This is a genomic window from Streptomyces sp. CNZ287, from assembly GCF_007827615.1.
Genome location: NZ_VISV01000010.1, coordinates 139636 through 160106 on the forward strand (window position 1 = coordinate 139636; position 20471 = coordinate 160106).

Here is a 20471-nt window from a genome sequence, read left to right on the forward strand (position 1 = left end):
TCTTCAAGAGACGCCGAGGACGGTAGCATCCTGGGTTCCGTAAGGGAACCCCGCTTGATAGATTGCCGCCATGCAGCGAACGCGGTTCGGGGAGATGGCGTGTTCCATCGCGCGCACCTTGGACGTGATCGGCGAGCCCTGGTCGCCGCTGATCCTGCGCGACGTGTGGGCCGGGGTGCACCGCTTCGACCACATCCAGGCCGACCTCGGGATCTCCCGCAAGGTACTCACCGAACGGCTCAACCACCTGGTCGGCCAAGGGGTGCTCGAACGGCTGCCCTACGACGCCCGCCCCCGCTACGAGTACCACCTCACCGACAAGGGCGCCGACCTCGTCGAGATGCTCATGGTGATGGCACGGTGGGGAGACCGCTGGCTCGCCGGCGAGGCCGGGCCCCCTGTCCTGTACCGCCACCATGCCTGCGGGCAGATCGGTCACGTCGACCCGCGCTGCAGTCATTGCGGCGAGCCGATGCACGCCGGCGACGTCGACCTCCTCCCGGGCCCGGGTTCGGCCTGACGGCCCAAGGCCGTGACACCGTCTTGCAGGTCGCGACCTGCGATCGGAGCCCGTTCACGCACTCGGCTGATCGGATGAACGTACAGCCGGGCGGTGGCCGTCGAGTGGTGCGAGTGCAGGCGTCGGCCCACAGTGGCCGCATGCGCCCCTGTGCGCACGACGACCGTCGCTGACCGCGGGAGACCGGCATGCCCCGCGCGGTGAGGTTCGATGGCTACGGCGACGTGGACGTCCTCCGGGTGGTGGATGTCGAACGCCCGGTCCCCGGGCCGGACGAGGTGCTGGTCCGGGTGCGGGCCGCCGGCATCAACCCGGGGGAGAGCGCGATCCGGAAGGGACTCACCGGACTGTTCGCCGACTACGCTCCGGGACATGGGGAAGTATCTCGCGATTCTGAACGGCGCGGCCGACGAGGCTGACAGGGCCGAGTTCACCGAAGAGCAGCAAACCGAGTTCATGAACGCCTGGGCATCGTGGGCGCAGAAGAACGAGCACAGGCTCGTCGATCCCGGCGCCCCGCTGTTTCGCAAGAAGATGGTGACGGCCAAGGGCGTCGAGGACTTCACCGACGCGAAGACCGGATACGCCATCGTGGAGGCCACGTCGCACGAGGCCGCGGCCGCGCTCTTCAGCGACCACCCCCATATCGGTCTGGTCCCCGGTAACTCGATCGAGGTCATCGAATGCCCGCCCGTCCCCGGCTGAGAATCTGTCTCACGGCCGGGGCAACGGCCCTGATCACGGGCACGGCCCCAGGCCGCCGTCCTTGAAGGCCCTGCGCCGGAACAACGCGTGCCGGAGACCGGCGGCGGCGCGGAGGCGGCGGCAACCCAGCGCTCCTTCGGGAACGGCGTCCTGAAACCGGGGATCTCCGGGCCCGGTCAGGACGGGGCGGAATCGGCTACGGATTTGCGGAGTGCGCGGGCCACCTCCAGGAACGCCAGGGCCGCCGGACGCGCGTCGTCGCGGCGATCCCGGTGAGCAGGGCGCCGGTGGCGGTGCCGCGCAGCAGGCGGCGTCGATCGGGGTTCGGGGTCACGTCATCCTCCGCGGTGTTCGGTCGACTCGGTGGACCGAGCATCCGGCACTGACACGAAAGCCGGCCGAAAGACCCGCCGAGAGGCGGCCCTACCGGCGCCAGCGAGTTCTGGCCCCACCGTGTCCGTCGGAGCGGGATGTGGGCTGCTCACCTCGGGGGCGTATGCACCGAGTTGTTCGCGGCGATCCGGCGGGCGGAACCGGAAGCGCCGCGCAAGCAACGGCACACCGCGAAACGGATCTTCGGCCGGCTGGTCGCCGAACAGGAGAAGGGGGATCCGCCTCCTCCACCGCCGCCGGTGTGGAGCTGTGGAGGGTGGTCCGCGGGCAGGTGCGCCGGGCGGTGGCCGCGGTGTGGGCGACCGTGGTGCCCAGGAGGGCTCGTCACACGTCCAGCTCGCCGGCCCCGGCCCCGTCGCCGCCAGTGTTCGTCATCAGCCCAGGGCAGAGACGCTCTGACCTGGGCTTCAGCGGTAGGCCGCGTGGGACTCGAACCCACAACCAACGGATTAAAAGTCCGGTGCTCTGCCAATTGAGCTAGCGGCCCGCCCGGCCAGCATAGCCCGGACCCCGGCGTGCCCCCGAGCGGATATCCCCTGGCGGGCGGGGCGCCGGCCGCGACGGCACGGACGCGTGTGGGCCCCCTCCCGGGGGAGGGGGCCCGTGGGGGTGCGGTCAGCCCTTGCGGTTGTTGCGGTCCTGGCGCTTCCAGCGGGGCTTGTCCGTGCGGCGGTCGTCCGTGGTACGGCTGTCGTGGCTGTACGGGCGGCCGTCGCGGCGGTCGCGGCCCGCCGGGCGGTCGCCGCCGAAGCGGGAGCGGTCGGCGGAGTCGCGGCGCTCGTAGGGGCGGCGGTTGTCGCGGTCATAGGGGCGGGCGGCGCCGCGGTCGTCGCGGCGGGGGTACGAGCGGGTGCCGCGGTCGTACGGGCGGGTGCCGCGGTCGTCGCGGCGGGTGTCGCGGCGGTCGTACGAGCGGGGCTCACGGGTGCCGTACGAACGGTCGTCGCGGCGGTCGTACGACGGGCGGTCGTCCCTGCGGTCGTAGGAACGGTCGTCGCGGCGGTCGTTCCGGTAGTCCCGGGTCTCCCGGCCGTCCCTGTTGTCGCGGCGCGGGTACTCGCGGTCGGTGCGGCGCGAGTCGGCCGACCTGTCGAACTCCCGGAAGCGCTGCTCCCTGCGGTCCTGCCGGGTCCCGTTGCGGTCCGTACGGTCGTACCCGCGGTCGGCGCGGGCGTCGTACGAGCGGGCCTCGGACCGGGGCTCCGCAGGTGCGGTCTCCGCCCCCGCGTCGGCCCCGGCCTGCTCGGCCGTCGATGCCTCCGGCGCCGGCTGCTCCGGCGTCACGCCCGCGCGCGTCGCCAGGCGGGTCGCCTCCGCGCGCAGGTCCGCCGCGTGCTTGCGGGCCCGTTCCAACTGGGCCTCCAGCTGCGTCACGTCCCGCTCCGCCGCCGTCGCCGCCTGGGCCGCCGACTCCGCCTGCACCTCGTCGATCGACCGGGCGCCCGTGATCCGCGCCACGTCCGGGTCGAACGCGCCGCGCCCGCTGATGATGTGCCGCGAGGCGTCCACCGCCGCGTCCTCCAGCAGGCGGAAGACCGTGCGGCGCTGGTGCGGCAGCGCGAGGGAGACGACCGTGCCGGACTCGCCGGCGCGGGCCGTGCGGCCCGCGCGGTGCAGGTAGTCCTTGTGGTCGCCGGCCGGATCGACGTTCAGCACCAGGTCGATGCCGTCGACGTGGATGCCCCGCGCGGCGACGTCCGTCGCCACCAGCGCGTGCACCCGGCCGTCCTTGAAGTCCGCCAGCGTGTGCGTGCGCGCGCCCTGCGTCATGCCGCCGTGCAGCGCGGCGGCGCGCACGCCGGTCTCGCGGAGCTGGTCGGCGACGCGGTCGGCGCCGAGCTGGGTGCGTACGAAGACGATGGTGCGGCCCTTGCGCGCCGCGATGGCGGCCGTGACCGGCGCCTTGTCGCGCGGCTTCACGACGAACACGTGGTGCGTCATCGTGGTCACCGCGCCCGCCGACGGGTCCACCTCGTGGCTGACCGGGTCGACCAGGTAGCGCTCGACGAGCGTGCCGACGCCCTTGTCCAGCGTCGCCGAGAACAGCATCCGCTGGCCGCCGGGCCGCACCTGGTCGAGCAGCTCGGTGACCTCGGGCAGGAAGCCCAGGTCGGCCATCTGGTCGGCCTCGTCCAGCACGGCGATCTGCACCCGGTCGAGGGAGCAGGCGCCGCGGTCGATGACGTCGCGCAGCCGGCCGGGGGTGGCGACGAGCACGTCGACGCCGCGCTCCAGCGCGCCGATCTGGCGGCCCATGGACGTACCGCCGCAGACGACCTTCATCGACAGCCGCAGCACGTCGCCGTACGGCTGGAGGGCGTCGGCGACCTGCATGGCCAGCTCACGCGTCGGGGTGAGGATGAGGCCGCGGGGGCGCTTGGGGTCGGTGTGGCCGCCGGCGAGGGTCGCGAGCAGCGGCAGGCCGAAGGAGAGGGTCTTGCCGGAGCCGGTACGGCCGCGGCCGAGGACGTCGCGCCCGGCGAGGGCATCGGGGATGGTGGCGGCCTGGATCGGGAACGGGGTGGTGACGCCGTAGTCCGCGAGCTTGGCCACCACGCCGCGCGGCAGGCCGAGGTCGCCGAAGGTCGGCGCGGCGGCCTCCGGGGCATCGCCGGTGACGGTACCGCCGGTGTCGGTGCTGTCGCCGGTCTCCCCGGTGACGGTGGTGTCGCCGGTTCCGTCGGCGGCGGCGGTCTCGGGCGCCTCGGTGATCTCGGTCACCTCGGGCGTCTCCGCCTCGTCGAGGGCAGGGGCGAGCACAGGGGTTTCAGACATGAACGAGTTAAAGCCTTCCGCAGTCGTCGGCACGCGCCACGACTCCGCGGCGGAGGTACACGGACCGCCTCTTGCGGTCTGCCACGGCAGGGAAGGGAACGCGCCACACACGGCGCGCTTCGGTGGGGCGCCGGGCAAATGGGATCAAACGATCTACCAGAGTACGCACCCGGGGGCCCGGCTGGCAAATCCGTTCCGCGGGCACGGCTCGCGGGGTGGTGCCCCAGGGCGCGCGGATCGGGTACGCGCCGGTCGGTGCGCCCCGCGACGCGCCCCGTGTCCTCCGCGGGCGCTGGGGAGTTGAGCGTACGACACGTCCTGAAAGGGGCTCCCCATGCCTGAGCCGACAGCCCGTGCCGCCGCCCTGCGGATCTCAGCCGCCACGCTGGCGGTGCTGGCGCTCGGCGGGTGCATGACCGTCTCCGGCTCCGGCAGGCCCGGCGCCCCCGACCCCGGCTCGGGCCGCAGCGGCACCGAGCCCGACGGCGGCGTACGGGTCAACGACGCACCGTCCGCCGCGGCCGGCGGCACCGGCACCCGCGAGGCGGGCGGGGCCCGGGGGCCCGCCGGCGAGCGCGACGGCGACCAGAAGGAGCCCTCCGCCACGGGCCGGAGGAGCGACGGCGCGGCCGACCCGGAGTCGCCGTCCCCCGGCACCCGCGAACCCGCAGACGCGGGCGGCACCCGCGGCACCCCGGACCCCCCGCGGCCCACCACCCCGCGCCCCCGCCCCCAGCCGACGACCCCGTCCCCGACCCCCACGGTCCCGGACCCGACGCCGACCCCCACACCGACCCCGACCCCGACGCCCACCGGCGACGACACGACCGGCGGCGGCGCGGCCGCGGGCGCCGGCGGCTCCTCCCCCCGACTCCCCTCCGCCTGACGGCCGCCACCGCCGTAGACGGATGCGCGGACCGCCGTCATCAGGCCGTCCCGCACGGTGAGTTGCGTGATCGCCGCGCGCCGCCCCGGGAGCGCGCCTCAGCCGTACCCCAGCGCGTGCAGCCTGTCGTCGTCGATGCCGAAGTGGTGGGCGATCTCGTGCACCACCGTGATCTCCGTCTCCGCGACCACGTCCTCCCGCGACTCGCACATCCGCAGCGTCGGTCCGCGGTAGATCGTGATCCGGTCCGGCAGCACCCCCGCGTACCACTCGCCGCGCTCCGTCAGCGGAGTGCCCTCGTAGAGGCCGAGCAGGCCGGGGTCGTCCGGCGGCGGCTCGGGTTCGACGAAGACCGCGACGTTGTCCATCAGCCGGGTCAGCTCCGCAGGGATCCGGTCGAGCGCCTGCGCGACCAGTTCCTCGAACTCTTCGTTCGACATGTCCAGCACGCGGCCCATTCTGCTTCAGGCCGCCGAATAGTGACGGGTCACACCGGGCATACGTTGCGAATGGCCCGCGAAGTGCCTTTTGCGGTCTCGCCCGTCCGCGCACTGTTCGAGCGGCTCCGCCGCGCCCCCGCCCGTGTCCGCCGCTTCCCCGCCGCCGTCCGCCGCCTGGCCGACCGGGCGCGCGGAGCGCGGCCGGCGCGCCCGCCGCGCGCCCCCCGGCGGCGCCGGGTCGAGTCGTCCCTCGTCCAGCGCCCCCACCCGTACGCGCGCGCCCTCGGCCTCGCCGCCGTCACGGTCGTCGGGGCCGGGCTCGGGCTGCTCGTCGTCGGCGGGGTGGAGACGTCGGTGGGGCCCGTGGACACCCGGATGGCGCTCACGCCGAGCGTCACCGGCGACACCCGCATCAGCGTCTCGCCGCTCGGCGCCATCGACATGGACAGCCACGACGCCCCCCTCCGCCTCGACGTCGAGGTCGAGCGGCTCGACCCGGACCGCTCCCGCGCGCTCGTCGCGCACCCCGAGGAGTTCTCCGGGCTGGAGGACGAGGTGGCCGCGGACATCCTCCGGAGCACGTTCGATCTGGGCGTACGCTCCGGGGGCGCCGCCCTCGTCGGGGCGACCGCGCTCGGGCTCGCCGTCTACCGCACGCCGCGCCGGGCGCTGGCCGCCGGCGGGCTGGCGCTCGCGCTGCTCGCCGCGTCCGGCGCCGCCGCCTTCGCGACGTGGAACCCCAAGTCCGTGCTGGAGCCGAAGTACTCCGGGCTGCTGACCAGCGCGCCCAGCGTCATCGGCGACGCGCGCAGCATCGTCACCGAGTTCGACGTGTACCAGCAGGAACTGGCCCGCCTGGTGACCAACGTCAGCAAGCTGTACGACGCCGCGTCCACCCTCCCCGCGTACCGCCCCGACCCCTCCACCGTCCGCTTCCTGCACGTCTCCGACATGCATCTCAACCCCGCCGCGTGGGGCATCATCCGCTCGCTGGTCGACCAGTACGAGCTGGACGCGGTCATCGACACCGGCGACACGATGGACCACGGCTCGGAGGCGGAGAACGTCTACCTCGACCCGATCGCCACGCTCGGCGTCCCGTACGTGTGGGTCCGCGGCAACCACGACTCGCTCGCGACCCAGGCCGCCGTCGAGCGGCAGAAGAACGCGCGGGTCGTGGACGACGGCGAGTCGGTGGTCGTGGCGGGGGTGCGGATCGCGGGGATCGGGGACCCGCAGTTCACCCCGGACCGCTCCGTCGCCGCGGCCGGCGACCCCGCGGAGACGGCGGCCGGCGAGCGGCTGGCCGCGGCGCTCGCCGGGCTACGGGACCGGGGCCGGCCCGCGGACCTGGCCATCGCGCACAACCCGGTGGCGCTGGAGCAGGTCGACGGTCTGGTGCCGCTGGCGCTGGCCGGCCACCGCCACAACCGCAAGCAGCACGACCTGCCGGACGGCACGCGGCTGATGGTCGAGGGCTCGGCGGGCGGCGGCGGGCTGCGCGCGGTGGAGCAGGACGTACCGGAGAAGGTGAGCGCGTCCGTGCTCTATCTCGACCGGAGTACGCGCAGGCTGCAGGCGTGGGACGAGATCACGCTGGGCGGGCTGGGGCTGACGTCGGCGGAGGTCAGCCGCCATCTCGTGGAGGAGAACCAGCCCGGTGGCGCCGATGGGACGGACCCGTCGGGCCCGCCCGGCGAGGACTCTTGACAGCCCTCCCTCACAAGAATTAACTCAACCAGACGCGAACCAACAGAGTGCAACACGTCAGTTCATCGGTTCCTCCTGCTCATCCGATGTGTAAGGAGCACCCGTGCCCCTCTTCGGCCCGCTGGGACGGCGGCCGGCCGGCACCATGCTGACCGCGTTCACTGTCCTGGCCACCGCCTGGCTGTCACCCGCCGCGGCGACGCCCGTCCCCGACTCCCCGACCCCTACCGCCACGACCTCCGATGTCTGGACCGTGGCCCCACCACAAGGCAACAACGATCAACTCGCCGCCGACGTCGTCCGCGACGACGCGACCGGCGCCCTCACGCTCACCGTCCGCCGGGGCGGGGACGAAGTCCTCCCCGACTCCCCGCTGGGCCTGCGCACCAAGGGCGCCGACCTCACCCGCGGGCTCGACGTCCTCGGCCGCGACGACCGCAGCCTGCGCGAGCGGTACGAGATGACCACCGGCAAGCAGCGCCGCGTGGACTCCCCCATGACGGAGTCCCGCTTCGCGCTGCGCGGCGACGGCGGCGTGCGCATGGACCTCGTCGTCCGCGTCGCCCGCGACGGCGTCGCCTTCCGCTACGAACTGCCCGACTCCGAGGGCACCGTCGTCACCGGCGAGGCCAGCGGCTACCGGCTGCCCGCCGACGCCCCCGCCTGGCTGCTGCCGCACACCTCCTGGTACGAGGAGGTACGCGGCGAGACCACCGCGGGCGGCGCCGCCGCGGACGACTACGGCTACCCCGCGCTCTTCGAGGTCGCCGCCGACGACTACGTGCTGCTCACCGAGTCCGGCATGGACTCCACGTACCCCGGCAGCAAGCTCGCGCATGCCGGCGGCGGCGCGTACGACGTGGCGCTCGCCGAGGCCGAGGTCGTCTCCCCCGGCGACCTGGCGACCCCGTGGCGTACGGCGATCGTCGGGGACCTGGCGACCGTCACCGAGTCGACGCTCGTCAGCGACCTCGCGCCGGACGCCGAGTTCTCCGACACCTCCTGGATCCGGCCCGGCACCGTCTCCTGGTCCTGGCTCGTCGAGCACGACAGTCCGCGGGACTTCGAGCGGCAGAAGGACTACGTCGACTACGCGGCCGCGCACGGCTGGGAGTACACGCTGGTCGACGAGGGCTGGAGCCGCGAGTGGGTGCCGGAGCTGGTGCGGTACGCGCGCACCAAGGGCGTCGACATCCTGCTCTGGTTCCGCTGGTGGGAGGTCGACACCCCACAGGAGATGGAGACCGTCTTCGGCGAGCTGAACGACTGGGGCGTCAAGGGCGTCAAGGTCGACTTCATGAACTCCGGCGGGGGCGAGCCCGAGGGCGTCGGCAGGCACGCCTGGTACGAGGACGTGCTCGCCGCCACCGCCGAGCACAGGCTGCTCGTCAACTTCCACGGCGCGACGCTGCCGAAGGGCCTCCAGCGCACCTGGCCGCACCTGATGACGTACGAGGCGGTGCGCGGGCACGAGTACTACTCCTTCAACCAGCCGCTCACGCCCACGTACAACACGATGCTGCCGTTCACCCGGAACGTCGTCGGCTCCGCCGACGTCACGCCCGGCACCTTCTCCATGACCAACAGGACGCACAGCGACGCGCACGAGCTGGCGCTGCCCGTCGTCTACGAGTCCGGGCTCCAGCACCCCGCGGACAGCCCGGAGACGTACGCCACGCTGCCCGAGGCCGAGCGCGTGCTCGACCAACTGCCCACGGTGTGGGACGAGACCCGCTACCTCGGCGGGCGGCCGGGCGACGACGCGGTGCTGGCGCGCCGCGCCGGCGACCGCTGGTTCGTCGGCGGCATCCACGCGGGCGCGGCCGGTACCGCCGAGGTGGACCTCGGCCGGCTCGGCGCGGACGACGGCGAGCGGCTGCTGGTGGAGCTGGTGACGGACGGCGCGGACGGGCTGGCCCGCGAGACCCGCAGGGTCGGCGGCGACGCCCGGCTGACCGTGCCGGTGGCGGAGAACGGCGGGTTCGTGGCGGTCGTCTGCGCCGCCGAGAACGGCCGGTCGACGTGCGACGAGCCGGTACGGACCACGCCGGCGACCGGGCTCGCGATCACTCCCGGCTCGGCGACCGTGTCGTCCGGCGACGAGATCGAGGTCACCGGCCGCTTCGCCGCCGCCGACGGGGAGTCCGCGACGCTGCGGAACGTCACCCTCGGCGCCCGGCCGCGGGCCGGCTGGACGGCGGCGGGCGAGGACGTGGCGCGCCCGGCGCTCCGGCCGGGGCAGGCGGTGTCGGGAAGCTGGACGGTACGCGTCCCGGAGTCGGCGGAGCCGGGGTACGTGGACGTGCCCGTCGTCGCGGAGTACAGCGCGCCGGGGGCGGGCCCCGCGGAGCCCCGGGTGCACGTCGAGCGGGCCGTGCGGGTGCTGGTCGCCCCGCCGGTGCCACAGGGCGAGGCGCACGTGGGCGACCTGCACCTGCTCACGGCGTCGAACGGCTGGGGCCCGGTCGAGATCGACACCAGCGTCGGTGACGACGGCGCCGGTGACGGCGCGCCGCTCACCATCGGCGGCACGACGTACGCCAAGGGCCTCGGCGCTCACGCGCCGTCCCGCGTGACGGTCTACCTCGGCGGCGCGTGCACCTCCTTCGCCGCGCAGGTCGGCGTGGACGACGAGGTCGGCGACCGCGGCTCGGTGAGCTTCCGGGTCCTCGGCGACGGCACCGAGCTGACGGCGACCGGCACCCTGCGCGGCACGGACGCCGCGCAGTCCGTGACGGCCGACGTGACCGGCGTCGACCTCCTCACCCTGGAGGTGGCGGACGGCGGCGACGGCATCAGCTACGACCACGCGGACTGGGCCGACCCGAAGGTCACCTGCGGCTGAGCGGCACCACCCCCCTCGCGGCCCGGCGGATTCGTCCGCCGGGCCGCGGCATGTGCCGGCCGCAAAGCCCATTCCCCGCACGGGAGTCGAGAGCAATCCACTTTTCCCCGGCGATCCCGCACTCACCGGGACAAGGCAGGCACAGAGGTCGGAGGTGCTCAGAACACCGCGCTGGCGAGCACCACATGGACCGCCGTGCCGCCGAGTATCGACAGCAGCACGTTCCGCCGCCACAGGTGGACGGCCACGGTGGCGGCCAGCGCGAGCACCGTCGGCCACGCCGCCCCGGGGTCGCGCGGCGCGAGGTGGCGCAGGGTGTAGGCGGCGAGGATGACCATGACGCCCACGGGCATCGCCGCGTCGAGGTACGCCACGAGCGGGCTGGACCGCAGCGGCGCCAGCGCGGCGAACGGCAGCGCGCGCAGCGCCCAGGTGACGGCGACGGCGACCGCGACGGCGGCGAGCAGGTATCCGGCGGCGGGGGTGTCAGGCACGTGCGCCCGCCTCCCGCCGCCGTACGGCGGCGTAGCGGGCGAGGAGCGCGGCGGCGAAGAGCACGAACGCGGCGAAGAGCTGCCCGCCCGGCACCGCGAACCGCGCCGTCAGCGCGCAGCACAGCGCCAGCGCGGGCACGGCGAGCCCGGGCCGGTCGCGGAGCGCGTCGAGGGCCAGCACGGTGAAGAGCGCGGTGACGGCGAAGTCCAGGCCCTCGACGCCCGCGGGGACGGCGGCGCCGAGCAGGGCGCCGGTGGTGGCGCCGCCGGCCCAGTAGAGGTGGATGAAGACCTGGAGCCACAGCACGCGGCGCCCCGGGTAGGACTGCGCGGCGGGGTGCGCGGTGACGGCGTACGCCTCGTCGGAGAGCGCGAAGGTGCTGTACGCCCTGGCCGCGCGGCCGCGGACGCGGTGCAGGGGGAAGGACAGGGCGTAGAAGACGTGCCGGAAGTTGACCGTGAACGCCGTCAGCGCGATCTGCCCCAGCGGCGCGGCGGCCAGCACCAGGCCGAGGAAGAGGAACTCCAGCGAACCGGCGTAGATCAGGCCCGAGAAGACGCTCGCCCACCACCAGTCGAGGCCCGAGTGGACGACGAGGACGCCGAACGCGACGCCCATGGGGAAGGCGCCGAGCCCGACGGACCCGGAGTCGGCGAGCGCCCGGGAGAGATCGGCGCGTAGCTGGTGCGGCATGTGCCGATCCTAGAAACTTCCGCGGCTCATATGGTTGCGGATTATGGCGCTAGTCTGGCGCGATGAGCAATGAACGAAAACTTGACGAGCTTGATCGTGAAATTCTGCGTCAGCTCCAGCGGGACGGCCGGCTGACGAACGTCGAGCTGGCCCGCCGCGTCGGGCTGACGCCGCCGCCCTGCCTGCGGCGGGTGAAGCGGCTGGAGGAGGCCGGGATCATCACGGGGTACCGGGCGCGGGTGGACGAGGAGGCGGCGGGGCGCGGGCTCGAAGTGATCGTGTCGATCGAGGTGTCGGTGAGCGACCTCGACACCCTCGCCGGACTGGAGGCGACGATCGGCGCGTACGACGAGGTGGTGGAGTTCCGGCGGGTGTTCGGCACGCCGGACTACTTCCTGCGGGTGCTGGTCGCGGACTACGCGGCGTACGAGCGGTTCCAGACCGGGAAGATCATCGGGATCCCGGGCGTCGCCCGGGTCATCTCGCAGCCCACGATGAAGAAGATCAAGGTCGTGGACTGATTTACCGGCGCGTGCGATCTCGTCAGATAAACGGCCTGACATGCAGCAGGCGGGGAAATCGCATTCAATTCGTGGGATCTCTTGCCAGGCGGGCAGCACTGACCCGGAGCGGCCCCTACGCCTCCGCCTCCGCCAGCGCCGCCAGCAGTTCGCGCTCCCGGGCCGGGCTCAGCCCCGCCCGCCGCGGCCGGTGGAGCCCCTGCTCCCGCTCCCACGCCAGCGTGTCCGCCAGCAGTTGTGCGCGCGGCCTGTGCGTCAGCCCCGCCGCCACCGCCGCGGCGCCGCTGCGCGACGTGAAGCCCTCCCAGCCCGGCTCGTCCAGCCACATCGCCAGCGACTCCGCCCCCATGAACTGCTCCACACCCTGCCCCCGCAGCCACGCCGAACCGGCCGCGGCCACCGGCCCCGTGTGCCCGCCGACCTCCCGCGAGAGCCGGATCCAGTCGTCGAGCGAGACGACCGGGCCGACCGTGTCGTACGTGCCGGTGCGGCCGGAGTCCGCGTTGTCGAGCAGCCAGGCGACGAGATCGCGGACGTCCACGACCTGCGTCGACAGATGCGGCCCCGCGGGCACCAGCATCGGGGACTCGGGGTCGCGGGCGGCGCGGGCGACCCAGTAGCCCGTACGGCCCGTGTGGTCGCCGGGGCCGCCGATGAGGCCGGCGCGGGCGATGACGAGCCGGTCGCCGCCGACCGCCGCCCGGGTGGCCTGTTCGCAGGCCGACTTGGCCTCGCCGTACAGCTCGCGGTCGACCTCGTCGCGGTCGGTGGGCTCCATCAGCGGCGCGGACTCGTCGGCCCCGGGCCGGTGGTGGGTGGCGTAGACGTTGCCGGAGGAGACGTAGGTCCAGTGCCGGGCGACGTCCGCGAGCGCGGCGAGGGCGCCGCGGACGAAGCCGGGCTGCCACGACACCTCGACCACGGCGTCCCAGGGGCGGTCCGCGGTACGGGCCGGCAGCGCGTCGTACGCGCCGGGGTCCCGCCGGTCGGCGGCCACCAGCTCCGCGCCGTCCGCCACCCCGCCGCTCTCGCCGCGTGCGAGACACGTCACCCGGTGCCCGCGCGCGAGCGCCAGCCGCGACACCTCACGGCCCACCCAGGCCGTACCGCCCAGCACGAGAATGTCCATCCCCGCACCCAAGCACCCATCCCGCCCCGGCACAGCATCGCTACGCCGACAGCAGAGCCGGTCACCGCGAACGCGCTACGCCCCCGCGCCCCGTGCCCGGACCGCCCCGCGCCCCCGCGCTACCCGGCGCCCCCGCCGTGCCCGCCGCCGTCCGCGCGAGCCGCGCCTCCAGGCCGTCGAGGATGAAGTCCAGCCCGGCGGCGAAGGTGCCGTTCCAGTCGTCGTCGCGGAGGTAGTCGCTGGCGGCGAGCGTCGGGTAGCGGTCGGCCGCGGCGCGCACCCGCTCCTGCGCGCTGTCCCGCTCCTCGCCCGTCACGTCCAGCGCCACCTGCGTGGAGGCGGAGCCGAGAACGTGGTTGTGCAGCGCCCAGGTGGCGGCGAGGAGGTCGCGGCCGGTGAAGCCGGCCCGTACGAGCGTGGCCTGCAACACCTCCATCCAGGCGAGGAAGTGGGGGCCGATGCCGGGCTTGCGGCGGGCCGGGACGGCGGCGGACCAGGGGTGGCGCAGCAGCACGGCGCGCCAGGTGCCGAGCACGGCGGCGACGCCCTCACGCCAGTCGGTATCGGGGGCCGCCGCCCCGGCCGCCGGCGGCTCCACCTCGCCGAAGATCGCGTCCACCGCGAGGTCGATGACGTCGTCCTTGGTGTCGACGTGCCAGTACAGGGAGGGCGCGACGACCGCGAGCCGGTCGGCGAGGCGGCGCATGGTGAGCCGGTCGATGCCGTCCTCGTCCAGCAGCGCGACGGCCGCGGTCCCGATCCGGGCCCGGGTCAGCGGCGGCTCTCCCCTGGCCGACGTCCGCCCGGGGCGCAGCCAGATGCTCTGCGCTTCGCCTCCTGCGCCACGTTTCCGCTGGTCACGCGGCTTCCTCTCGCTGCCCACCCGGCCCAGTGTAGTACGGTGTGCGGTGCTCCCTAACACTGTTAGGGAACTCATACGTCGTTAGAGAATGAGGGATCCCGTGCCGGATGAGACGCACGCACGCGCCGGGGGCCGGCGCCGCTGGTGGACCCTGCTGGCCGTCAGCACGGCCCAGTTGCTCGTCGTGCTGGACAGCACGATCGTGAACATCGCCCTGCCCTCCGCCCAGCAGTCGCTGGGCATGACCGACGCGAACCGCCAGTGGGCCGTCACCGCGTACGCGCTCGCCTTCGGCGGCCTGCTGCTGATCGGCGGCCGGGTCAGCGGACTCCTCGGCCACCGCCGCGCGTTCGCCGCCGGCCTCGTCGGCTTCGCCGCCGCCTCCGCCCTCGGCGGCGCCGCGACCGGGCCGGGGATGCTGTTCGGCGCCCGCGCGCTCCAGGGCGTCTTCGCCGCGCTCCTCGCGCCCGCGGGGCTGTCGCTGCTGACGACGGCGTACACCGGGCCACGTGAACGCGGGCGCGCCTTCGGGGTGTTCGCCGCGGTCGGCGCGGCTGGCGCGGCGGTCGGGCTGATCGCCGGCGGGCTGCTGACGCAGTACGCGGGCTGGCGCTGGTGCCTCTACGTCAACGTGCCCGTCGCGCTCCTCGCCGCCCTCGGCACCGCGTTCGTGCCGCACGCCCCGCCGCTGCGCACCGGGGGGCGGCTCGACGTGCCGGGCGTGCTGCTCAGCACCACCGGCTTCGCCGCCCTCGTCTACGCCTTCAGCGATGCCGAACCGCACGGCTGGGGCGACCCGAAGGTGCTCGCGCTGCTCGGCGCCGGGGTGCTGCTGCTGGCGGCGTTCGTCGCCGTCGAGCTGCGGGCGCCGCATCCCCTGCTGCCGATGCGCGTCCTGCTGCACCGCGCACGGGGCGGGGCGTTCGCGGCGATCACGCTGATGTTCGTCGCGATGTTCGGCTTCTACCTGTTCATGAGCTACTACACGCAGACGGTCCTCGGCTACTCGCCCGTGGAGTCGGGGCTCACGCTCATCGTGAACGCCGCCGCCGCGCTCGCCGGCTCCATGCTCATCGCCGGGCGGCTGCACGGGCGGGTCGCGCCCGCGGCGCTGATCGTGCCGGGGCTGGTCGCGGCGGCGCTCGGCATGCTGATCCTCACCCGGCTGACGGCGGAGACCTCGGCGGTGCTGGGGGCGTACCTCGTACCGGCGCTGGTGCTCACCGGCCTCGGCCTCGGCTGCGTCATGCCGCCGACGGCGGCGCTGGCCACCGCGCACATGCGGCCGCACGAGATCGGCGCGGCCTCGGCGGCGTACAACGCGTCCCAGCAGTTGGGCGCCGCGCTGGGCACGGCGCTGCTCAACACCCTCGCCGCGAGCGCCGCCGCCGCGCACCTCACGTCGGCGGGCGGCACCACGGCGGCGGCGGCCACGGTGCACGGGTACACGACGGCGCTGACGGTGGGGGCGGCGGTGCTGCTGGGCGCGGCGTGCCTGACGTCGCTGCTGACGACGCCGCGCCCGGAGCGCGAGCCGGGGGCCGGGCCGGAGCGCGAGCCCGGACACGCCGCCGCGGAGCCGGAGGCGGCCGTCGCTCAGCAGGTCTCGCGGACGTAGCCCGCGGCGCCCTCGGGGGAGACCGCGCGGTCGCGGCGGACGATGCTCAGGCGGTCGGCCCACCGGCCGCAGGCCGCCGCGAGCCCGTCCGGCGTGTACTCGACGACCAGCACCCGGTCGTCGAACGCCGCGGAGTAGGCGGCGCATTCGTCGTACTCGCCGCACTCCTCCGCGACCGCGAAGTCCAGCCCGGTACGCGCCCGGTCGGGGGCCAGCTCCGCGGTGTTCTTCTGCGCGACGGCCAGCCCGCGCGCGTGCGCGCGGTCGGCGAGGAGCGCGGCGTACGCGCGGGCGTCGCCGGCCGTCAGCAGGCGCGGGAAGCGGGTGTACGTGTCCAGGTTGTCGGGCTCGACGGCCTGGTAGCCCCGCTCGGCGCAGCCGTCGATCCACCGGCCGACCTTCGCCGCGATGCGCTCGCGCTTGCCCGCGGTGCGCAGGTCGAGGACGGCCTCGCCCCAGTCCTCGTCGTAGACGACCTCGCCGGCCGCGTCGCGCAGCAGCAGGTCGGTGTCCCACCGGTCCTCGGCCCCCGGCTGGGCCTGGAAGGCGTTGACGTAGCAGACGTTGTACGCGCCGGGGGCGGGGGCGTCGCCGCGGTCGCGGACCACGACCTCCACGCCCGGGGGCGGGTCGTACGCGCCGCCGATCTGGTAGTCGACCCCGGCGCCCGGCGGGGGCAGCACGGGCTCCCGCGCCCCGTCGCCGTCGTCCCGGGGGACGACGACCAGGGCCACGAGGAGGGCGGCGGCCACGACGGCGGCGCCGGCGAGGGCGGCGCCGGCACGGCGGGTGCGTACACGGGTCACCCCGCCACTATCGCGCGGACGCCGACGGCCCGGGCGGGCCCTGCCGCCACCTCCGCGGCGCCTCCCTAGAATTGGCGGGTTCGCGGCCCCGACTGCCCGCGGACACCGGGGCGGAGCGGGCGGAGGAATCGGGCATGTCCCAGCAGCGACCGGGCGACGCCGGGGCACCGACGATGCGTGACGTAGCCCACCGCGCCGGGGTCAGTACCATGACGGTCTCGCGGGTGCTGAAGGACGACGCCCGGGTCAGCGAGGAGACCCGGCGCCGCGTCCTGGCCGCCGTCGACGCCCTCGGCTACCGGCTCAACGCGACCGCGCGCAGCCTGCGTCTCGGCGGCAGCGGCATGATCGGGCTGATCGTCACCAACCTCGCCAACCCGTTCTACTCGCGGCTCGCGCTCGGCGTCCAGGAAGTCGCCTCGGAGCACGGGCTGAGCATGCTCCTCGGCAACACGGGCGAACACCTGGACCGCGAGCGCGGGCTGGTGGAGGATCTGGCGTCGCGGCAGGTCGCGGGCATGATCGTGGTCCCGGCGGGCGGCAGCCACAGCCATCTCACGCCCGCGGCGCTGCGGGACATGCCGGTGGTGCTGGTCTCCCGGCCGCCGTCCGGCTTGGAGGCGGACTGCGTCCTCGTCGACGACTTCGGCGGTGCCCGGGACGCCACCGCCCGGCTGCTCGCCGCGGGCCACCGCCGGATCGGCTTCCTCGGCAACCCGCCGGCCATCCACACCGGCGCCGAGCGATTCCGCGGCTACCGCGCCGCCCACGAGGCGGCCGGTCTGGAGCCGGACGACGGGCTCGTCCGGCGCGGGCTGACGGACGTGGCGACGGCGGAGCGGGCGGCGCGGGAGCTGCTGGCCCCGGGCGGCGCGCCCGGATCCGGCACCGCGCCCACGGCGCTCTTCTGCACCAACAACCGCCTCACCCAGGGCGCCATCCGCGCGGTCCGCGCCCTCGAACTGCCGGTCGTGCTCGCCGGGTTCGACGACTTCGACCTCGCCGACGTCCTCGGGATGCCGCTGACCATCGTGTCGTACGACGCGGACGAGATGGGCCGGCAGGCCGCACGGCTCCTCATCGACCGCATCAACGGCGGCCCCACCGCCTCCTGGCCGCCGCGGCGCACCGTCCTGCCGACACACGTCATCCGCTACGGGCCGGAGTGAACCGGCGCGCACCACCGCGCCGGGCGGGTTCCCGGCGCGGGGCGTAGCGCGCGTGCGGCGCGTACCGGCGTCGTCAGCAGGACATGCCGTTGGGCTCGTCGATCTCGACCGAGCTGAAGAAGTCCCGGAACGAGGAGAAGAAATTGCCCTTGCCGCCCGGGCTGGTGACCGCCATGCAGCCGGTGTAGTCGGCGTCGGACCACAGGTTGATCCAGTACCCCGTCCGGTTCCAGTCCGACTTGGCGCGGTCGTCCATGCCGACCGCGGCGAGGTTCGGGGTGTCGTCCTGGAGTGCCACGATGTCGCCGGTGCCGTCCAGGCCGGAGAAGAGGCAGTAGTGGTCGGCCGGACAGCGGTCGTAGCCGTCGGCCACCGCCTGGGCGGACGCGCCCGGGGCGGCCAGCAGGGCAGCGGCGGCCGCGGCGGTGACGAGGGCGGCGTGGAGCTTCTTGGTCATCTCTCTCCTCGGTGGGGGGCAGAACCCGAACACCCCGCCGCCCACGGGCAACCCGGGGCGGCGGGGAGCATGCGCGAGCGGCGGCGGGTCGCCGCCGCCCGGTTACCGGAGTGTCTCAGTCCAGGGCCTCGAACGCCTTGACCAGCTTCCGCTGATAGTCCGTGATCTGGTAGTAAGAACCGAGCTTGTAGTACTCCTCCTTGGGCGTCAACGTGAGCCCGTAGACGAGGGTGCGGTTCTCGCCCGCGTACGCGTAGGGGGCGTTGTTCGCGTACGTCGAGAACTGCGTGACCTCCGGCTCCGACGTCGTCGGCGCCAGGGTGGGGTCGGAGCTGATGACGGCCAGGCAGAGGCGGTCGCTGGCGTCGGTGTCGTAGCTCAGCGTCGGGTACACCGCGAACGATCCCTTGGCGAACTCCAGCCCCAGCTCGCTCGGCTCGATCAGGCCCATCTCCGCGGCCAGCGCCTTCACCTGCGCCGGTTGCAGGTAATCGGTGTTCAACTCGCTGAAGTAGAGGTTCACCTGCCGCTTCGGGTAATCCACGGAAACCATCTGAACCTTGTCGAGCCCGTAATTCGCGAAGAGCTTCGCGTTCGCCCGCGCACTGGCCGGCATCGACGGCACGTCGAGCAGATCGTCCAGCGGCTGCGGCTCGTTGGTCGGGAAGGAGGCGTACGTCTTCTTGAATCCGGTACTGACCATTCCGTCGATGGCGTACATGCCGAGCGGAAATCCCTCGCGCAGTTCCGCGAGGAGATTGTCGACGGGGTGGCCGGTCTTCTCGGTAAGGCCGCGCTGCAGCGCCGTGGTGAACGGGTCGCCGTGGTCCGTGGGTACCGAGATGCTGAAGTCGAGTTCCGTCGCCCGGCGGCCGCCCGCCATCGAGAAGACGACGACGGCGTCCGCCAGCGCGTCCTGGTACGCGGTCAGGACCGGCCGGACCTTTTCCCGTGCGACGGGCACACCCAGGAGCCCGGCCGCTTCCTCCATGGCGGAATAGACACGTTCGACGTCGTTAGCCCCGGACATGGAATCCTCCGCTTTCAATCACGAGTGACTACGTGGGGGGCCTGGTCGGACTGGGTGGAGCCAGGTCGGCACATCGGCATTCATCGGGGGGTGTCCCCAGACCGTGGCCGCCGCCTGCTGCTCCACTCCCCCGATTTTCGCCGAGCCTACGGGCCCGGACTGTGAATCCGCTTGGCGTCCACTTGGCGCCGGCCACGGGCGGCGGCGGTAGCCGGCACTATGCACCGGGACCCGCGGTGTCCGGCAGGCCCAAGTCGGCACCAACTCAGCCCCCAGTGCCGCACAAGGCAGCTACCAGATGCTGACGGCACCATGGCCGGAACGGGGATTTCCCGGCGACGGACGGGACCCATCCGCGTCGACCTCGAAGATGTACGAAGAATACCGAGAGGCGAACATGCCAACTCCCCGAGGCAGGGTCCTCCTGGCCGAGCCCCGAGGCTTCTGCGCCGGTGTCGACAGGGCAATCGAGATCGTGGAGCGTGCGCTGGACATTCACGGCGCACCGGTGTACGTGCGCAAACAGATCGTGCACAACGAGCATGTGGTACGTGAACTCGAGGAGCGCGGCGCGATCTTCGTCGACTCCGAGAACGAGGTGCCGGAGGGCGCGGTCTGCATCTTCTCCGCGCACGGCGTCTCCCCGCAGGTGCGCAGCAACGCCGCGGACCGGCAGTTGAACGTGATCGACGCGACCTGCCCGCTGGTGTCGAAAGTGCACCAGGAGGCGCGGCGGTTCGCGCGGGACGAGCGGACCCTGCTGCTGATCGGCCATGCGGACCACGAGGAGATCGAGGGCACGTACGGCGAGGCGCCGGACCGTACGCTCATCGTGGAGGACGCCGAAGAGGCGCGGCGGATCGAGCTGCCCGAGGGCACGCGGTCGGCGTTCCTCACCCAGACGACCCTCTCGGTGGACGACACCTCGGAGATCGTCGACATCCTGCGGGAGCGCTTCCCCGGGATCGTGGGCGCGGGCAGCGAGGACATCTGCTACGCGAGCCAGAACCGGCAGAACGCCGTCAAGGCCATCGCGGCCGAGAGCGACTTCGTGCTGGTCGTCGGCTCGGAGAACTCCAGCAACAGCGTACGGATGGTCGAGGTCGCCGAGACCGCCGGCACCCCGGCGCGGCTGCTCCCGTCCGTCGACTCGCTCGACCCGGCCTGGCTGGAGGGCGCGGAGACGGTCGGCGTCAGCTCGGGCGCCAGCGTGCCGGAGGTGCTGGTCGAACAGGTGGTGGCACGGCTCGCGGAACTGGGCTACGGGGAGGTCGATGCGGTCGTGACCGCGAAGGAGAACGTGGTGTTCCGGCCGCCTGCGGGCCTGACGCGCACGACGGGCGAGAAGGACGGGGCGGAGCCCGCCGCGGACCCGGGCGCGGCCACAGGACAGCTCCTCACCCGGGTCTCCGCCCGG

17 protein-coding genes, 1 tRNA gene and 2 pseudogenes are annotated in these 20471 nt (G+C 73.8%); 10 read left to right on the forward strand and 10 right to left on the reverse strand.

What is annotated here, in order from left to right; translation table 11 throughout:
• Window positions 1–70: 70 nt before the first annotated feature.
• The 3 genes and pseudogenes from FB457_RS19465 to FB457_RS19475 all read left to right on the forward strand — a co-directional run bounded on the left by FB457_RS19465 (window position 71) and on the right by FB457_RS19475 (window position 1225).
• Window positions 71–520, forward strand: a complete 450-nt coding sequence (locus FB457_RS19465; protein WP_047017294.1) for a winged helix-turn-helix transcriptional regulator — start codon at window positions 71–73, stop codon at window positions 518–520.
• Between the two features lie 188 nt (window positions 521–708).
• Window positions 709–858: pseudogene (locus tag FB457_RS36280) on the forward strand (NADP-dependent oxidoreductase); the annotation flags it as partial.
• A gap of 34 nt (window positions 859–892) precedes the next feature.
• Window positions 893–1225, forward strand: a complete 333-nt coding sequence (locus FB457_RS19475; RefSeq protein ID WP_145782586.1) for a hypothetical protein — start codon at window positions 893–895, stop codon at window positions 1223–1225.
• Window positions 1226–2032: 807 nt separating this feature from the next.
• Here the strand turns inward: FB457_RS19475 and FB457_RS19480 are convergent.
• Together FB457_RS19480 and FB457_RS19485 are read right to left on the reverse strand one after the other, a co-directional pair.
• Window positions 2033–2105, reverse strand: a tRNA-Lys gene (locus FB457_RS19480).
• 128 nt (window positions 2106–2233) lie between these two features.
• Window positions 2234–4393, reverse strand: a complete 2160-nt coding sequence (locus FB457_RS19485) for a DEAD/DEAH box helicase (RefSeq protein WP_253911345.1) — start codon at window positions 4391–4393, stop codon at window positions 2234–2236.
• Between the two features lie 334 nt (window positions 4394–4727).
• Between FB457_RS19485 and FB457_RS19490 the strand changes: the two genes are divergently transcribed.
• A complete protein-coding gene (locus FB457_RS19490; RefSeq protein ID WP_253911344.1) occupies window positions 4728–5279 on the forward strand; it encodes a hypothetical protein in 552 nt (183 codons plus the stop codon).
• Between the two features lie 98 nt (window positions 5280–5377).
• Here the strand turns inward: FB457_RS19490 and FB457_RS19495 are convergent, their stop codons facing one another.
• Window positions 5378–5728 (reverse strand): metallopeptidase family protein, encoded by a 351-nt coding sequence (locus tag FB457_RS19495; RefSeq protein ID WP_186462007.1) that lies wholly within the window; start codon window positions 5726–5728, stop codon window positions 5378–5380.
• A 60-nt stretch (window positions 5729–5788) separates the two neighbouring features.
• Between FB457_RS19495 and FB457_RS19500 the strand changes: the two genes are divergently transcribed.
• Complete coding sequence (locus tag FB457_RS19500; RefSeq protein ID WP_047017187.1) at window positions 5789–7429, forward strand: metallophosphoesterase family protein; 1641 nt, start codon at window positions 5789–5791, stop codon at window positions 7427–7429.
• 103 nt (window positions 7430–7532) lie between these two features.
• Window positions 7533–10274 (forward strand): NPCBM/NEW2 domain-containing protein, encoded by a 2742-nt coding sequence (locus tag FB457_RS19505; protein ID WP_047017186.1) that lies wholly within the window; start codon window positions 7533–7535, stop codon window positions 10272–10274.
• A 158-nt stretch (window positions 10275–10432) separates the two neighbouring features.
• Here the strand turns inward: FB457_RS19505 and FB457_RS19510 are convergent, their stop codons facing one another.
• Together FB457_RS19510 and FB457_RS19515 are read right to left on the reverse strand one after the other, a co-directional pair.
• On the reverse strand, window positions 10433–10768 hold the full coding sequence (locus FB457_RS19510) for a branched-chain amino acid transporter permease (protein ID WP_047017185.1): 336 nt from the start codon (window positions 10766–10768) through the stop codon (window positions 10433–10435).
• A complete protein-coding gene (locus tag FB457_RS19515) occupies window positions 10761–11462 on the reverse strand; it encodes an AzlC family ABC transporter permease (RefSeq protein WP_047017184.1) in 702 nt (233 codons plus the stop codon). Before FB457_RS19515 ends, FB457_RS19510 begins: the two co-directional genes overlap by 8 nt.
• 62 nt (window positions 11463–11524) lie before the next feature.
• Between FB457_RS19515 and FB457_RS19520 the strand changes: the two genes are divergently transcribed.
• On the forward strand, window positions 11525–11983 hold the full coding sequence (locus FB457_RS19520) for an Lrp/AsnC family transcriptional regulator (protein ID WP_078898368.1): 459 nt from the start codon (window positions 11525–11527) through the stop codon (window positions 11981–11983).
• 115 nt (window positions 11984–12098) lie between these two features.
• On the opposite strand, the gene FB457_RS19525 is transcribed toward FB457_RS19520, so the two are convergent.
• A complete protein-coding gene (locus FB457_RS19525) occupies window positions 12099–13112 on the reverse strand; it encodes a Rossmann-fold NAD(P)-binding domain-containing protein (RefSeq protein WP_047017183.1) in 1014 nt (337 codons plus the stop codon).
• A gap of 61 nt (window positions 13113–13173) precedes the next feature.
• A complete protein-coding gene (locus FB457_RS19530) occupies window positions 13174–13995 on the reverse strand; it encodes a TetR/AcrR family transcriptional regulator C-terminal domain-containing protein (RefSeq protein ID WP_486589076.1) in 822 nt (273 codons plus the stop codon).
• Window positions 13996–14074: 79 nt separating this feature from the next.
• Here FB457_RS19530 and FB457_RS19535 point away from each other — a divergent pair, with 79 nt between their 5' ends.
• Window positions 14075–15592 (forward strand): MFS transporter, encoded by a 1518-nt coding sequence (locus FB457_RS19535; RefSeq protein WP_145782588.1) that lies wholly within the window; start codon window positions 14075–14077, stop codon window positions 15590–15592.
• Here the strand turns inward: FB457_RS19535 and FB457_RS19540 are convergent.
• On the reverse strand, window positions 15571–16398 hold the full coding sequence (locus FB457_RS19540; RefSeq protein ID WP_047017181.1) for an endo alpha-1,4 polygalactosaminidase: 828 nt from the start codon (window positions 16396–16398) through the stop codon (window positions 15571–15573). The genes FB457_RS19535 and FB457_RS19540 overlap by 22 nt on opposite strands.
• Window positions 16399–16532: 134 nt before the next feature.
• Between FB457_RS19540 and FB457_RS19545 the strand changes: the two genes are divergently transcribed.
• Complete coding sequence (locus FB457_RS19545; RefSeq protein ID WP_047017180.1) at window positions 16533–17567, forward strand: LacI family DNA-binding transcriptional regulator; 1035 nt, start codon at window positions 16533–16535, stop codon at window positions 17565–17567.
• Window positions 17568–17640: 73 nt separating this feature from the next.
• Here the strand turns inward: FB457_RS19545 and FB457_RS19550 are convergent, their stop codons facing one another.
• Both FB457_RS19550 and FB457_RS19555 read right to left on the reverse strand, forming a co-directional pair.
• Window positions 17641–18024 carry a peptidase inhibitor family I36 protein gene (locus tag FB457_RS19550; protein ID WP_047017179.1) on the reverse strand — a complete coding sequence of 128 codons (384 nt, stop codon included), beginning with the start codon at window positions 18022–18024 and terminating at the stop codon, window positions 17641–17643.
• A 115-nt stretch (window positions 18025–18139) separates the two neighbouring features.
• Window positions 18140–19054: an aromatic prenyltransferase gene (locus FB457_RS19555; protein WP_052770383.1), complete on the reverse strand. Its 915-nt coding sequence runs from the start codon at window positions 19052–19054 to the stop codon at window positions 18140–18142.
• A 397-nt stretch (window positions 19055–19451) separates the two neighbouring features.
• On the opposite strand from FB457_RS19555, the pseudogene FB457_RS35700 reads away from it, so the two are divergent.
• Window positions 19452–20387: pseudogene (locus tag FB457_RS35700) on the forward strand (4-hydroxy-3-methylbut-2-enyl diphosphate reductase); the annotation flags it as partial.
• Window positions 20388–20471: the final 84 nt, after the last annotated feature.